The organism is Treponema putidum (assembly GCF_000755145.1).
In the GTDB taxonomy this organism is placed as follows: Bacteria; Spirochaetota; Spirochaetia; order Treponematales; family Treponemataceae; genus Treponema_B; species Treponema_B putidum.
This window is the reverse complement of the sequence record NZ_CP009228.1, coordinates 260,007-274,881: the sequence shown is the minus strand read 5'-3', so window position 1 is coordinate 274,881 and position 14,875 is coordinate 260,007. Positions and strand designations below refer to the sequence as shown.

Sequence of the window (14,875 nt, the reverse complement as noted above, 5' to 3'; positions counted from 1 at the left end):
ACCCGCTTATCTCTTGACGGATTTGTTTCAATTTAGAGATTTTACTTATCCAAGATAGTTATTTCGACGCGCCTATTTTTCGCCATGTTTTCAGGCGAGTTGTTGGCTGCAACGGGCCTGCGGGCTCCGAAACCTCGGGTATAGACATGTTCTCTTTTTTGAACTCCCAACTCTATAAGATAATTAGCTACTGCAGCGGCCCTTTCTTCAGAGAGTTTTTGTCTTTCTTCTTCGGTACCGGCTAAGGCTGTATGCCCGGAGATCAAAAATTCCCTATCGTGAAATTTTAAAAGAATTTCGCCTATTTTTTTTAATTTTTCTTTTTCAGTTTCTCTTAAAATTGCAGAATTAGGCAAAAACTGGATATTTTCAATACTGATTGTTAAGCCCTCATCGGTTTTTTCAATAGTAGTATTTTCAAGATTTAGGTCTTCAACACTCTTTTTTATTTCTTCTTCAGTGCTTGTATCTATCTTTTTTACTTCAATAACCTTAGCCCTTGCTGTCCCTATAAAATCATAGGTGTAGCCTGAATAAAGGAGCATTTTAATGCTAAATTCTTCATTATAGCAATATAGATTGCCTCTTTCTTCATCCCAATATAGGTTTTGTCTCGATTTTCCTAAAATTTTTACAGGCACGTCTATTTTTCCCTTATAATTTTTAAGAACCTCTTGAGGGACAGCATGGTTTAAATCATAGCTTGCCGTTATGTGGCGGTAGGTTTGACCGTCTATTTCTGCAAGGCCTATGTATTGATATTCAACCTTGAACGGAAAAGTGAAAGGCTTTTCAATCCCAAAGGCATCTCGAAAATCGTGGGCTTCAAAACCTTCTCCTGTCCATGTATCGCCGGGTTTAACGGGATAATTTGGAAATATCGGCACATTCCGTACAACAGGCATATAATATTCATCTCCGATAGTGTAAAAACCGGCTTCATCCCGCCTAAAAACGCTTGGGTAATTTCGGGACCAGTCAAATGTTTTGTTGGAATTTTGTTCGCTGGTCATAAACATACACGAAAAAAGAGCCGAAGCGGTTTTATCGCTTTCTCCGGTTTCTATATCCGAGACTTCTACCTCAATTCTGTTGATAATTTGGGCTTTATGATGAAATTTTCCGTTTACATAGACCTTTTCATCTACAACGGAGTGAATTTTATATGCATCATCGTCAATAAATTTAAATTTAAAGAGAAATTCGGCGTTTTTTTCATCCTCTTGAGCAAAAAGTAGAGAAAAAAGCAAAATAAACACGAACAAGACAAGTTTTTTTAAAATATTATTCTTAAAAATACGGTATTCCACATTTTCTTATCGGTATTTTTAGAATAAACCTTTAGAAAAAGTTTTTTGTAAAAAAAATTCTATTTTCGCATGAAAATTCTAAAATTTTTCTTAAATTTTTAAATTTTTGTGTAACTAAAAGCCCCTAAATAGTTTTGTTTAGTGTATGTTGAACGACAACAAACAATTCAATATACCTCCTTTGCAGTTTCCCGACAGGTTTTTCTCCTCCTTTTGCCTGTCGGGTTTTTTATTTTCTTCATAACTGCCACAATCTAAATGCGGCTTACATTGATAATAAAGATAGAAATATATCGTGCATGATATAGTGGAATAGGCAAATAATTCAGTGTAGAACCCATTATGGTGAAAAATGATAATACTTATTAAGTTATTTTATTGCGGCATAAAACGTATTTAATTTACATACAAATGCGGAATATTGTGATATAATAAAGTTGTCAGGAGCAGACTATGATAACAAATGAAATCCGTGCTATTGCCGAGAGGCTTCAAAAAAGCGTAAATCCTCAAAAAATCTACCTTTTCGGGTCTTTTGCAAGGAATGAAGAGAAGGATGATAGCGACTATGATTTTTATCTTGTAATGTCAGATTCTATAACGGACAGGCTTTCAGTTTCTCAAAAAGCTTATCGCTCCTTGCGCGGTTTGAAGCGCCGTTCAGTCGATATAGTTGTCGGCTCTGTTTCAGGTTTTGAAGAAAGAAGAACGCGCAAGACCCTTGAAAATATCGTAGATCGTGAGGGGGTTGTATTGTATGAAAAACATTTATGATTTCGTATCAAACAAAATAAAAGAACTTCAAAATTCTCTACCAATCGAGTAATCAAATAAGGGAATTCAGTTTAAGCGAATGTTATATTTATATACTGCTGCATCTTGGAGAGACGGAAAATGATAAAAGAAGGTTCGATAGAATTAGATAACACTCAAATAAATTATGTTGTCTTTGGTAAAGGAACGGAACCTTTGGTTTTAATTCCCGGTTTATCATTACGAGGAGTAAAAGGGAATGGAATCTTCATAGCTTACATGTATCGCATTTTTTCAAAAAAATATAGAGTTTACTGTTTTGATAAACGGAATGATATTCCGGAAACTGCTACAGTTGAAAATTTTGCAGATGATTTATCTTTTTGTATGAAGCACTTAAATATTTCAAATGCAAATATTTTTGGAATATCGCAAGGTGGAATGATAGCACAAAATCTGGCTATCAAATATCCTGAGTTGGTAAAAAAACTTTGCTTGGGTGTAACTCTTTCAAAAAATAATCCGACAGTAATTAATTGTGTGAATAATTGGATAAAAATGGCTGAAAGTAATTTGTATGAAAATTTGGTCCAAGATCTTTTTGAAAAAATGTATTCAAATAACTATTTGAAAAAATACAAAATATTTTTCCCGTTGTTAAAAAAAATTGGAAAGCCTAAAAACCCGATTCGATTTATAAATATGGCAAAAGCATGTTTGACCTGTAACACTTATGAGAAATTAGTGAAAATCAAATGCCCTGTTCTTGTTTTGGGCGGAAAAGATGATAAAATTGTTGAAGGAAAATCATCGAATGAAATTGCCGATAAACTGAACTGTGAAATTTATATGTATGAAGATTATGGCCATTCTGCATATGAAGAAGCAAAAGATTTTAACAAAAGAGCCTTTGATTTTTTTGTTAATTATTAATTCCAAATCTTCTCGAATTTGTTTATATAATGAATTTTGCTTGATTTTTCATACAATATCTTATATAATATACTTGGAGACATAGTATGGCAATTTTACAAGTCCGTGATATGGATGATCGTTTATATGATAGATTAAAATTCGCAGCAAAACGAGATAACCGCTCAATCAGTCAGCAAGTTATTACAATTTTACAAGATTATTTTACTTCTGCTCCCGTAAAAACAAAAAATGCTACAGAGGAATTTTTAAAACTTGCAGGCTCATGGGAAGATTTGCGAAACACAGAAGAAATTATCGATGATATAAGAGATTCCCGTATCAATTCAACAAGATTTGAGGTTTTAGATGGCATATTTGATTGATACTGATATAATAATTTTTGCACTCCGAGGCGACAAGACCGTACTGGCAAAATTTGAAGAAAACAAGCATATTCCTATTTCTATTTCGATGATTACTTATGCAGAGCTTGTCTTTGGTGCAACTCGGTCTAAGAATGAACATAAGAATATGATAAAGGTAAATCATATTCGCGAAATTTATCCCATCGAAGAATTAAATGCCGATGTCATGGAAGTATTTGCCGACATAAAGGCAAAGCTGTATGCAAAGGCAATAAGAATAGAAGATATGGATTTATTTATTGCAGCAACGGCAATTTACAACGATTTGACTTTAGTAACAAATAACACAAAGCATTTTGAAAATGTTCCGTTATTGAAATTGGAAAACTGGAAAAAGAATGTTCAATAAAATTAAATGATTATCCATACTATACGTAACCGCATTTCGATTAATCCTCGTAATGTCCGCGCAGGAAAGAATTTCCAAAGTATTTTTGCTCACTCGGTATACAAGCCTGTTCACTTAATCAAACCATATTTTTTTCATTCGCCCGTTTCGATCTTTTGTACAGGTTAACTTGAAACCTAGTGTTTTTTGTGATATGATTAAAGCAAGGAGATATGATAAACAGTTCGGCAGAAATTCAGCCTCACTGTTTATCGATATTGTATGCGGTTTGTAAATAAACCGCTTGAAAAAACTTTTTTCGGAAACTTAGGTTTCCTGCAAAAAGTCTTTATGAGGGTTAATTATGTCTTATGATATATTAATTGAGCAAATACGAACTCTACCGGAACAACTTTTGATGTCTGTTTCTGTATTTATTAAGTTTCTCCAATCGGAGCAAAATAGTGTTTTAACTAAGCATACAGAAATCAAAAGCAAGCAAGCCTTTTTTGACTTAGCAGGAAAAATTCATTTAGATTGTAATGCCGTTACTGAACTGAGGGAAAAAAGTCTTGCATGATTTTAGTAGATACAAATATGGGCCAACGACAGACATTTTAAGCTTATTCAGACAGTTATTCCAAAGCTAAAATTGTATGATAGTATTTAACTATGCGCTCGGAAAGACTTTTTGAAATCGTATTTATCCTTCTCAATCGGAAGCAGACAACTGCACAAGAACTTGCAAAAAAATTCGGCGTATCGGTGCGCACTATTTACCGCGACATAGATATTTTAAGCAGTGCAGGAATTCCCGTGTACACTGTACAGGGAACAGGCGGAGGAATTTTTATCGATGAAAGCTACACAATCAATAAATCGATTCTAACAAAAGAAGAACAGGAGAGAATACTGCTTGCTTTGCAATGCCTTTCACCAATCGATGAGATACACACCGAATCTATCTTAAACCGCTTATCTGCAATCTTTCAAAAAAATGCCGATTGGATCAGGATTGATTATTCCCGCTGGGACAACAAAAACGATCATCAACTTTTTAAAACGCTTAAAGATGCAATTTTAGAAAGAAGAGCCGTCAAGCTGGAATATCTCAGCTCATACGGAGAAAAAATGGAACGAACCGTCTACCCATTATGTCTTTTGTATAAATCGAAGGCTTGGTATGCCGAATGCTATTGTACCGAAAAAAACGCATACAGACTTTTTAGATTAACCCGTATACTTTCTATTACAAAGACTTTAAAAACATTTAATCGTGCAGAATTGCTCGGCAAAATACCTGACAATAAAGAAGCGGCACCGCTTCCCCTTACAAACATTAAATTAAAATGCACTGCTAAAACCGCCTACAGACTCTACGATGAATTTCCTCAGGAGCTTATCGCAAAAAATTCCGACGGCTCATATACCCTGAATGCAGCCCTCCCTTTTGATTCGTGGGTCTGCGGTTTTGTCCTGTCGCTCGGCACCGAAGTAGAAATCCTTGAACCGGAAAACTTAAAAACCGAAATCGCAAAACTTGCAGAAGAAATTATGAAATGGTATAGGAAAGTTTAAATTCTTTTTTCAAACCTGACACATTCTGACAGGTTGATGTGCTATAATAGCTGTGTTATACAAGGAGTAGACGATGCCGAGACCTACAACAAAAGAAGATTTGATTTTTGCTTCAAATGAGCAGTTTGAAAAACTGTGGAATTTAATTGACGGTATGACTGAAAAAGAAAGAACTGCCGATATAAATCCGAACGAGCGCGATAAAAATCTACGCGATGTAATTGTTCATCTTTATGAATGGCACTGCCTTTTATTGAATTGGATCAAGTCCAACACAAAAGGGAAACCGGCGGCCTTTTTGCCTGAACCTTACAACTGGAAAACTTATCCTGAAATGAATGTTGAGTTTTGGAAAAAGCATCAAGGCACCCCTTATGCCGATGCCGAAAAAATGCTTAAAAAAACGCATAAAGAAGTTATGAAACTAATCGAAACTTTTTCCAATGATGAACTTTTTTCAAAAAAATATTTTGACTGGACCGGTACAACGACCCTCGGCAGTTACTGTGTATCCGCTACTTCCAGTCATTACGACTGGGCAATCAAGGATATAAAAAAAGCTTTAAAGAAATATCGCGGGAAATAGTATCAAACAAAGGCTGTTCCCAAATGGAACAGCCTTTTCTCTATCGGATAATTTTATTATACTTATTCAAAGTAATCTTATAAAAAAGCAAATATAAAATCAGGGTAAAGCCTCCGGTTAAAAGCAAGGCGGCAAAAAAAACGGACGTGTCAAAAAGCCCCAGGACTAATAGCAGCCGGCTAAATAAGGGAGAAGCAAAAAAACAGTGGACAAGCGAAACTAAAACAGGCAGCACAAAGAGCCAAACGAGCTGGGCTTGTGAAGTTTTTTTGATTAAAGAACAGTCCATTCCTATTTTGAGCATTATTTGATACCGTCGTCTGTCTTCTACACCTTCGGAAATCTGTTTGAAGTACATAATCAGAATGAGCCATATTAAAAACATAAGGCTCAAAAAAGTTCCTAAAAATAAAAAGCTGCCGTCAAATTCTCTTCTGTCTTTATAAGACTGAAATTTATTGCCATAAAACAGCCCTGCATCCGAAGCCTTTGCCGATTTTTTTATGTCTTGAATATAGTTTTGAGGAATAGTTTTAAGATTATCGGCGGAGGTATTCCAAAAAAATGATTTTTCAAGCGCGAGCAGTTCTTTGTTTTTAAACTTAGTCTTTGCCTCTTCTTTTAATAAGTTTAATTCATTTTTAATAAGTTCAAGGCTTTTAGAATTTTTAGCTATCAGGTTTATATAAGGAAACGGGGAATAAGGAATATAAGGAGAATTGCTCATCACTGATACGAATTTATTTTCAAACTTTTTTACTTTAAATTTTTTTTGCCCTATTTGTAATGGCCTTGTATAGTCAATTTGATTATTATTACAAAAGATAAAAATCTCATCACTTTTCATATTTGTAATGTTATCCGATAATTTTTTTATCTCATCGGTAGAATAGTTTGAGAGCACAAGAGGGAGTAATATATTATCCTTTACGGAAAACTGACCCAAGAGATTATAGTCTTGAAACACAAAGCCTAAGTTGTTCCGTCTAAAAGCCGAAATGTCTTTACCCTTTATTTTGGATATAGGTTCTCCTTTACAAGAACCGAAGGATTTTGATTTTCAATATAGATGCTTAAAAGAGCTCTTTTTATTTCAAATACCTCATCTTTTGAAGAATTCATATTTTGCAATAAAATATTTATATGTTAAAAATTTGAGGTGTAAAGGATTAATTACAGCTTTTATAACACTGTTAGCCCGTAATAAATGCTTTTTCCGATTGACTTTTTTTTAAATTATTGTGATATTTATAGAATGAGTGATAAAAAAGAAATTATTCCGATAGAAAGTTTGCTGCCGCAAAAGTTAAATATTATTCCCTTGAGCGGCAGACCGATTTTTCCCGGCATTTTTACGCCGCTTTTAATTAATGCCCCTGAAGACATAAAATCCATTGAAGATGCCTATGCGGGAGACGGCTTTATAGGGCTTACCCTTCTTAAAAACAATATTGAAAACCCTCAGGCCAAGGATTTGTACAAAGTAGGATGTGCCGCAAAAATAGTGCGTAAAATAAATCTGCCGGACGGAGGTCTCAATGTTTTTATCGCAACTCAAAAACGTTTTAAAATACGCAAAACGGTCAATGATACAAACCCGATAGTCGTAGCCGTTCAATATCTGGATGATGAAGAAGAAAAAAACCATGAGGTGGAGGCCCTAACAAGAGCCCTTATAAGCGAGATGAAGCAGCTTTCTGAAAACAATCCTCTGTTTTCCGAAGAGATGCGGCTCAATATGATCAACATTGACCATCCCGGAAAGATTGCAGACTTTATCGCAAGTATTTTAAACATTCAAAAAGAAGATCAGCAAAAGATTCTTGAAACCTTAAACGTAAAAAAGAGAATGGAAGAGGTTTTTATTCACATCAAAAAAGAACAAGAACTTTTGCAGGTTCAGCGAAAAATACAGGAAGACCTTAATACGCGTGTAGAAAAAAATCAGCGCGACTATTTTTTAAGGGAAGAACTTAAATCCATCAAAGAAGAATTGGGGCTGACCACCGATCCTAAGACCAATGAAGAAGAAAACTTTGCAAAGAGAATAGAAGAGTTTCAATTTTCCGGAGAAGTAAAAGAGGCTGTAGATTCCGAGTTTGAAAAATTTAAGATGCTCGACCCCTATTCTTCCGAATACATAGTTACCCGAAATTATTTGGAAACCATTCTTTCCCTTCCGTGGAAAAATTCGGAACCGGAAGAATACGATATTGCAAAAGCTCAAAAGATTTTAAACAAGGATCACTACGGACTTGAAGATGTAAAGACCCGAATAATAGAATACCTTTCCGTGCGCAAGCTAAAAAAAGACACTAAGGGTTCCATAATTCTTTTGGTAGGCCCGCCCGGTGTAGGTAAAACAAGTGTAGGAATGTCCATAGCCCGAGCCATGCGCAAACCATTCTTTAGGTTTTCAGTAGGAGGTATGAGGGACGAGGCCGAAATAAAGGGACACCGAAGAACCTATATAGGGGCCATGCCCGGTAAAATCCTACAGGGCTTAAAGGTAGTCAAAACCAATTCCCCCGTTTTTATGATAGACGAGGTGGATAAGATGGGACAAAGCTATCAGGGAGATCCATCAAGTGCCCTCCTTGAAGTCTTAGACCCTGAGCAAAACATAAACTTTAGAGACCACTATTTGGATTTGCCCTTTGACCTTTCCAACATAGTTTTTATACTTACGGCAAACACCCTCGATTCTATTCCCCGTCCGCTTTTGGACAGGGCTGAGGTAATAAATCTTTCGGGCTACATAGATTCCGAAAAGGTGCAGATAGCAAAAAAACACCTTATTCCGAAAAGCCTTGAAAAGCACGGTCTTAAAAAGAATCAAGTTGTCTACAGTCAGGATATGCTTCTTTATATTGCCAACTCTTACGCAAGGGAAGCCGGCGTGCGCAACTTTGAAAAGAAGCTGGATAAGATTCACCGAAAGGTTGCAACTGAAATTGTAAACGGTAAAAGAAAAGAAGATGAACAATTAACCGTAACAAAGGCCGATGTTGAAAAGATGCTTGGCAAGGTTATCTTCCGCGATGATGATATAAAAAAAGCCGATGTTCCCGGTACGGCAATAGGCCTTGCTTGGACATCGATGGGAGGGGATACTCTTTTGATAGAAGCGGCATCGATGGCGGGAAAAGGCGGCTTTAAACTCACAGGTCAAGCCGGAAACGTTATGAAAGAATCCGCCGGAATCGCCCTGTCATGGACACGAATCTTTGCCGTAGAAAATAAAATAAAAAAACCGGACTGGTTTGAAAAAAACATAATCCACCTTCACCTGCCGGAAGGAGCCACGCCCAAAGACGGGCCTTCAGCCGGTATCACGATGGCCACAGCTTTTTTATCTCTATTTTCAGGGAAGATCATAAAACCGAAACTTGCTATGACCGGAGAGCTTTCACTTACGGGACAGGTTCTTGCCATAGGCGGCCTAAAAGAAAAAACAATCGCTGCCCGCCGCAACGGGATAAAAGAAGTTATAATCCCCAAGGCTAACACAAGGGACTTAGACGAGATCCCCGAATATATTAAGAAGGGCATTAAGTTTTACCCCGTAAGCCATGTTGAAGAAGTTTTGGACATAGCCTTTAGGGGTGCGTTGACGAAGAAAAAAAGATAGGCGAGCGGATTTTAAGTATAAAAACAGTTTATATATTGCCGATAATATGTTATAAGAATACCTATGAATAAGATAACATACATATCTGTTAAAGAAACTGCAAAACGCTGGCAAATTAGTGAACGTAGTGTAAGAAATTACTGCTTGCAGGGTAGAATTGTGGGGGCTCTTCTAGAGGGCAAAACATGGAATATTCCTTCTGATGCAGAAAAGCCTCATCGAAAAAATCGTCATGCTGCAAAACAGTCTACTCTTTTATCATTTCTTAAACGTGAAAAGGAAGCTGGCTTGAAAGGCGGAATTTATCACAAAATTCAGATTGACCTTACTTATAATTCAAATCATATCGAAGGGTCAAAACTTACACATGATCAAACTCGCTTCATTTTTGAAACAAAAACACTTGGCGTTACAGATGAAGTTGTTAGAGTTGATGATATTATTGAAACGGTAAATCATTTCCATTGTATTGACTTAATAATCGAAGGTGCCCATACGAAACTTTCGGAAAGCTTCATAAAACAGCTTCATTATATTTTAAAGTCGGGAACAACTGATAGTCAGAAATCATGGTTTAAGGCTGGGGATTACAAAATGCTGGAAAACGAAGTGGGTGGAAATGAAACCACAAAACCTGAGAATGTTACGGCAGAGATGAAATTATTATTAATGGAATACAATGAAAAATCTGAAATCACTTTTGATGATGTGTTAGATTTTCATGTCCGATTTGAAGCTATTCATCCATTCCAAGATGGTAATGGCCGTATTGGAAGATTAATAATGTTCAAAGAATGTCTTAAACACAATATTGTCCCTTTCATAATTACTGAAGAACTAAAAGTTTACTATTACAGAGGAATTAAAAATTGGAAAAATGAACGCGGGTTTTTAAGAGATACTTGTCTTACCGGACAGGATTTAATGAAAAAATGTTTGGATTATTTTGGTATTATGTATAATTAATCATTATTTCAATAAATGAATATAAACAAAGTTTTTTCCAGTGGATTATATGACTGTATAGATTCAAAATTAATTGAACAATATTTTTAGCTATTGTCTTCCACCTGCAACTTTAGTCCATTTAAGCTGTCTAAACAAATATGAAAGAAGAAATTAAACGCAGATATTCTATAGGTGAAGAAATTGCAAATTCCGTAACTCACGGTATAGGAGCGGGACTTTCGATTGCCGCCCTTGTGCTTTTAATTATAAGGGCTGCCCGTTATGCGCCGCCGGATTTAAAGGCCGGTTACGTAGTGGGCTTTACCATTTTCGGAGCCTCCTTAATAATCCTCTATATTTTTTCGACCCTATACCATGCTCTTCCCTTAAAGGCAAAAAAAGTATTCGGCATCTTTGACCACTGTTCAATCTATGTGCTTATAGCCGGAACCTATACTGCCTACTGCCTTTCGGCTCTTCATGGAGCGGTGGGCTGGACTATCTTCGGCATTATCTGGGGAATGGCTGTCCTAGGCATAGTTTTATACTCGGTATTCGGAAGCAGGGTGAGGATTTTATCGGTTATTACCTATATCCCCATGGGCTGGCTCATTATCTTTGCCTCAAAACCATTAAAAGAACAGCTGCCGCTTTTAAGTTTTAAGTTTTTGCTTATAGGCGGAATTATTTACACTGCCGGCTGTATTTTTTATGCAATGAAGAAAGTAAAATGGGCTCATAGTATCTGGCACCTCTTTGTTATAGCCGGAAGCATAATGCACTTTTTTTCGCTTTATTACAGTATTTAATTCTGTTTTACTTTGACATGTCCTTAGAGAGAATTCAAAATCCCGAGGTACCGATTTCTAGGTATTTTAAAGCCGCCGAAGCGTTTTATGTTTTCGGAAGGAATTTGGGCATCTATTAAAATGCCTTTTTTGTTTTCAAAGAAGTCTTGGGCAAAGAGGGCAAAGGCTGTTTTAGATGCCCCGCTTATCTTGCTGAACATGGATTCGCCTATAAATACCTCGTTTATATAAAGGCCGTAAAAGCCTCCCGCCAATTCGTTTCCTCTCCATGCTTCGATGGAATGGGCAAAGCCTATTTTATGAAGAATCCTGTAGGCTTGAACCATGTCATCGGTGATCCAAGTTCCTTTTTGCCCCTCTCTTTTGATTAAGGCGCAGTTTTCTATAACCTGATCAAAGGCAGAATCTAGGCTTATCCTAAAATCCGCCTTTTTTATTTCCCTTTTTAAGCGGGACGGAATATGAAAAGAATCCTTGTCGATTACAAACCTCAGGCAAGGAGAAAACCAGATTATAGGGTCTTCTTCGGAAAACCAAGGAAAAAAAGAATGTTTATAGGCCGAAAGAATCATCCCCGGCGAAAGATTTCCCCCCGATATGGCCTCATCATCTTGGGATTTTTGAATATAATCTTCCTCTCCCAAGGCCTTATTAAAATCAAAAAAATCCTCACTCTCAAGCCAAGGAAAATCCTTTTGGCTTCTTTTTAAGAGTATATCTTTTTCCGTAGAACCTAAAAGCGATAATGAAGAAAAATCGGTCTGCATTTGTTTTTGCTAAAAGGCCGCACCTTTTTATTTTACGTTTAATACCAAATAGGGCTTTTTAAGTTTGTCCCCGATTCGGCATTTTACTGAGCTGCCCTTCTTTGTTTCCCCAAAAAGAATCATATCCGTTAAAGGGGTTACAAATTCGTCTTCGACAAGGCGGGCTGCATTTCGGGCTCCGAATTCTTCCGAATATCCCTTTTCTGCTAAAAGAGAAATAACGTCTTCTTCAAGCTCAAGACTGATGTCCTTTTCGGCAAGTTGGGAGCGTATTTTTTCTACTTCCTTTTTGATAATAAGGCTCATAACCTGCATCGTAAGGGGGCCGAATTTTATAACTGCATCCAGACGGTTTCTGAATTCGGGGCTAAAGGTCTTTTCGACGGCTTCATCGACAGCCGATTCCGAAATACGCTCTCCTCCGAAACCGATTAAGGGTTTTCCTATGTTGGAAGAGCCTGCATTGCTTGTCATAATAAGAATTATATTGTTAAAGGCCGCCTTCCTGCCCTGATTATCGGTAAGGGTAGCATAGTCCATAATTTGTAAGAGAATGTTATAAATGTCGGCATGAGCTTTTTCTATCTCATCCAATAGAAGAACCGCATTCGGGCTTTTTTGTACGGCAGAGGTTAAAAGCCCGCCTTCTTCAAAGCCTACATAACCGGGGGGTGAACCTATAAGTCGGCTTACCGTGTGCTTCTCCTGATATTCGCTCATATCGAAGCGGAGGAGGGGAATACCCAGCTCTTCGGCAAGGGTCTTAGCCAGCTCGGTTTTACCGACACCGGTGGGGCCGACAAACAAAAAGTTTGCAACCGGCTTATCCTTAGAGCGGAAGCCTGCACGGGAGCGTTTTACTGCCTTGGTAACTCCCTCTATGGCTGTATCTTGTCCGAAGATTTTTTTTGAAAGAATTTCTTCAAAGTGCCGCAGCTTTTCCGTTTCGTTTACCGAAACCCTTTGCTCCGGAATCTTGGCCGTTTTTGCAATTATCTTATCTATGTCCGAAAGGCTTACCTCCGGCAAGGCTCTTTCTTCAAGGCCTTTTTCATCAGCTTCATCTTCGTTTTTTTCTTTATCAGCTCTTATTTTAATCAGAGCCCCGGCTTCATCTATGAGGTCTATAGCCTTGTCGGGTAAAAACCTATCCCTGATATGAAGAGCCGAAAGATGGACTGCCGACTCCAAAACCTCATCACTGTAATGAACCTTATGAAATTTCTCGTAACTTTCGCGAAGGCCCTTTAAAATTTTAACGGTTTCTTCTTCACTTGGCTCTTCAATGTCTATTTTTTGAAACCTGCGTGCTAAAGCTGCATCCTTTGTAAAATGTTTATTATACTCCTCAAATGTTGTAGCCCCTATGCATCTCACCCTTCCATTGGTCAGGACAGGTTTTAAAAGATCCGGGGCCTCAATTCCGCCCCCTCCCGAGTTTGCATTTACAATGGTGTGAATTTCATCTATAAAGAGAATAGCATTTTTTTCCTTTGATGCTTCAAGGACTATCCTTTTTAGCCTTTCTTCAAAGTCGCCTCTAAATTTTGCTCCGGCCATTAAATCAGATAGGCTTAAGCTGTAGATATTTGCGTTTTTTAAAAAAACCGGAACTTCGTTTTTTGCAATACGTATTGCCAAACCTTCAGTTATAGCCGTCTTTCCCACTCCGGCCGCGCCGACATGAATCGGGTTGTTTTTTTGTTTGCGGCATAAAATCTGAATAGTCCTTTCTATTTCTTCTTCTCTCCCTATAATGGGCGAAATATGCCCCCTATAGGCTTTTTGAGTTAAGTTTACAGTAAATCTTTCGAGGAAACCTCTTTGTGTTTTAGTTTTTTTGTTTGTTCTTGTATTCGGCGTTTCAGTATTTTGTACTTGATCGTCCGCATTGTCTTCTAAAACGAATAATTCGGCCTGCCCTTCTTTTTCGGTATTTTCATAAGCGCTTCTTTGCCTGCCGTCATCATAAAAATCGGGGCTGCTTACCAGCTGCAAGAGTCTTAGCCGGTCTATACCGCTTTGTTTCATAAAAAAAGAACAATGATTTTTTTCCTCGTCCATAAGGCTTACTATTATGTCATTAATACCTATAACCGACTTTTCGGCGGCATTACAGTTCAAAATAGCTCTTTCAAAAACATTTTGAAGGCCTACTGTTTGAATCGGTTCTGCTTGAGTATTTTGGGTTCTTATAGGAATTTTATTTTTAAGGTATGTATTTAAATTATCGTGAATATAGCCCAGATCCGAACCTGACAGGGTAAAAAGCTCCAAAGCCTTCGGATTGAACATAATTGCCCACAAGAGGTGCTCAGGAGTAACAAATTCATGATTCCTTTTTTTTGCGTCTTCTACCGCATCTTGAAAAATGCGTCTGACCGTTATGCTTACTGTAAAATTCATACTTTTTCAACCGTGCACTGCAGCGGAAAATTATTATGTTTTGCTGCTGTTAATACTTGAAAGCATTTTGTTGCTGCTATGTCATATACATAAATTCCAACGGATGCTTGTCCTGTTTTATGAACCTTAAACATTAAAGCTTCGGCCTCTTCCGGTGACTTATTAAAGATAGAAACAAGAATTGCCACAACAAAATCCATTGGGGTAAAATCATCATTGAGGAGTATAACTCTATAATTTTCAGGTTCTATAAATTTATCAGAAATAATTGTCCCCTTTTGGGGCTGTTTTTTTACTTCCATACATATAAAGTACTGTAAAAATCCATATTTTACAAGCATTTTTTTATTTTTTTAATAATATTCTTTAAGAAAACGATGAATTCGTTAAAAATATAGGTATATTTGCAAAAAAAGAAA

15 protein-coding genes and 1 pseudogene are annotated in these 14,875 nt (G+C 37.0%); 10 read left to right on the top strand and 6 right to left on the bottom strand.

The genetic code is table 11. The annotated features are described in order from the left end of the window. Positions 1–41 precede the first annotated feature (41 nt). Positions 42–1,310, bottom strand: coding sequence for an OmpA family protein (locus JO40_RS01200; protein ID WP_044977530.1), 1,269 nt, complete (start codon positions 1,308–1,310; stop codon positions 42–44). Between the two features lie 453 nt (positions 1,311–1,763). Between JO40_RS01200 and JO40_RS01195 the strand changes: the two genes are divergently transcribed. From JO40_RS01195 to JO40_RS01165, 7 genes are all read left to right on the top strand, one after another. Further along, positions 1,764–2,084 (top strand): nucleotidyltransferase family protein, encoded by a 321-nt coding sequence (locus JO40_RS01195; RefSeq protein ID WP_044977529.1) that lies wholly within the window; start codon positions 1,764–1,766, stop codon positions 2,082–2,084. A 120-nt stretch (positions 2,085–2,204) separates the two neighbouring features. After that, the gene (locus tag JO40_RS01190; protein WP_044977528.1) at positions 2,205–2,996 is read left to right on the top strand and encodes an alpha/beta fold hydrolase; all 792 of its coding nucleotides are present in this window, start codon (positions 2,205–2,207) and stop codon (positions 2,994–2,996) included. Positions 2,997–3,082: 86 nt separating this feature from the next. After that, complete coding sequence (locus JO40_RS01185) at positions 3,083–3,361, top strand: FitA-like ribbon-helix-helix domain-containing protein (RefSeq protein ID WP_044977527.1); 279 nt, start codon at positions 3,083–3,085, stop codon at positions 3,359–3,361. Further along, positions 3,345–3,752: a type II toxin-antitoxin system VapC family toxin gene (locus tag JO40_RS01180; protein WP_044977526.1), complete on the top strand. Its 408-nt coding sequence runs from the start codon at positions 3,345–3,347 to the stop codon at positions 3,750–3,752. Before JO40_RS01185 ends, JO40_RS01180 begins: the two co-directional genes overlap by 17 nt. A gap of 343 nt (positions 3,753–4,095) precedes the next feature. Continuing rightward, complete coding sequence (locus JO40_RS01175) at positions 4,096–4,311, top strand: hypothetical protein (RefSeq protein ID WP_044977525.1); 216 nt, start codon at positions 4,096–4,098, stop codon at positions 4,309–4,311. A gap of 92 nt (positions 4,312–4,403) precedes the next feature. Further along, on the top strand, positions 4,404–5,309 hold the full coding sequence (locus JO40_RS01170) for a helix-turn-helix transcriptional regulator (protein WP_044977524.1): 906 nt from the start codon (positions 4,404–4,406) through the stop codon (positions 5,307–5,309). A gap of 73 nt (positions 5,310–5,382) precedes the next feature. After that, a complete protein-coding gene (locus tag JO40_RS01165; protein ID WP_010691828.1) occupies positions 5,383–5,895 on the top strand; it encodes a ClbS/DfsB family four-helix bundle protein in 513 nt (170 codons plus the stop codon). Positions 5,896–5,935: 40 nt separating this feature from the next. Here JO40_RS01165 and JO40_RS01160 read toward each other — a convergent pair whose 3' ends face one another. Together JO40_RS01160 and JO40_RS15140 are read right to left on the bottom strand one after the other, a co-directional pair. Next, the gene (locus JO40_RS01160) at positions 5,936–6,742 is read right to left on the bottom strand and encodes a hypothetical protein (RefSeq protein WP_245608945.1); all 807 of its coding nucleotides are present in this window, start codon (positions 6,740–6,742) and stop codon (positions 5,936–5,938) included. 21 nt (positions 6,743–6,763) lie between these two features. Then, positions 6,764–6,931: pseudogene (locus JO40_RS15140) on the bottom strand (ABC transporter ATP-binding protein); the annotation flags it as partial. A 171-nt stretch (positions 6,932–7,102) separates the two neighbouring features. Between JO40_RS15140 and lon the strand changes: the two are divergent. From lon to trhA, 3 genes are all read left to right on the top strand, one after another. Further along, entirely contained in the window at positions 7,103–9,526 is a 2,424-nt protein-coding gene (gene lon / locus JO40_RS01150) for an endopeptidase La (RefSeq protein WP_420832858.1), read from the top strand. Positions 9,527–9,589: 63 nt separating this feature from the next. Further along, positions 9,590–10,492 (top strand): Fic family protein, encoded by a 903-nt coding sequence (locus JO40_RS01145; protein ID WP_201771187.1) that lies wholly within the window; start codon positions 9,590–9,592, stop codon positions 10,490–10,492. Between the two features lie 140 nt (positions 10,493–10,632). Next, a complete protein-coding gene (gene trhA, locus JO40_RS01140) occupies positions 10,633–11,283 on the top strand; it encodes a PAQR family membrane homeostasis protein TrhA (RefSeq protein ID WP_044977522.1) in 651 nt (216 codons plus the stop codon). A 23-nt stretch (positions 11,284–11,306) separates the two neighbouring features. Here trhA and aat read toward each other — a convergent pair whose 3' ends face one another. Genes aat through JO40_RS01125 form a run of 3 tightly spaced genes read right to left on the bottom strand, consistent with a single transcriptional unit; the run spans position 11,307 to position 14,758 of the window. After that, a complete protein-coding gene (aat, locus tag JO40_RS01135) occupies positions 11,307–12,050 on the bottom strand; it encodes a leucyl/phenylalanyl-tRNA--protein transferase (RefSeq protein ID WP_044977521.1) in 744 nt (247 codons plus the stop codon). A 27-nt stretch (positions 12,051–12,077) separates the two neighbouring features. Then, positions 12,078–14,456, bottom strand: coding sequence for an ATP-dependent Clp protease ATP-binding subunit ClpA (gene clpA / locus JO40_RS01130; protein ID WP_044977520.1), 2,379 nt, complete (start codon positions 14,454–14,456; stop codon positions 12,078–12,080). Further along, the gene (locus JO40_RS01125) at positions 14,453–14,758 is read right to left on the bottom strand and encodes an ATP-dependent Clp protease adaptor ClpS (protein WP_044977519.1); all 306 of its coding nucleotides are present in this window, start codon (positions 14,756–14,758) and stop codon (positions 14,453–14,455) included. The genes clpA and JO40_RS01125 overlap by 4 nt, the downstream gene beginning before the upstream one ends. Positions 14,759–14,875 lie beyond the last annotated feature (117 nt).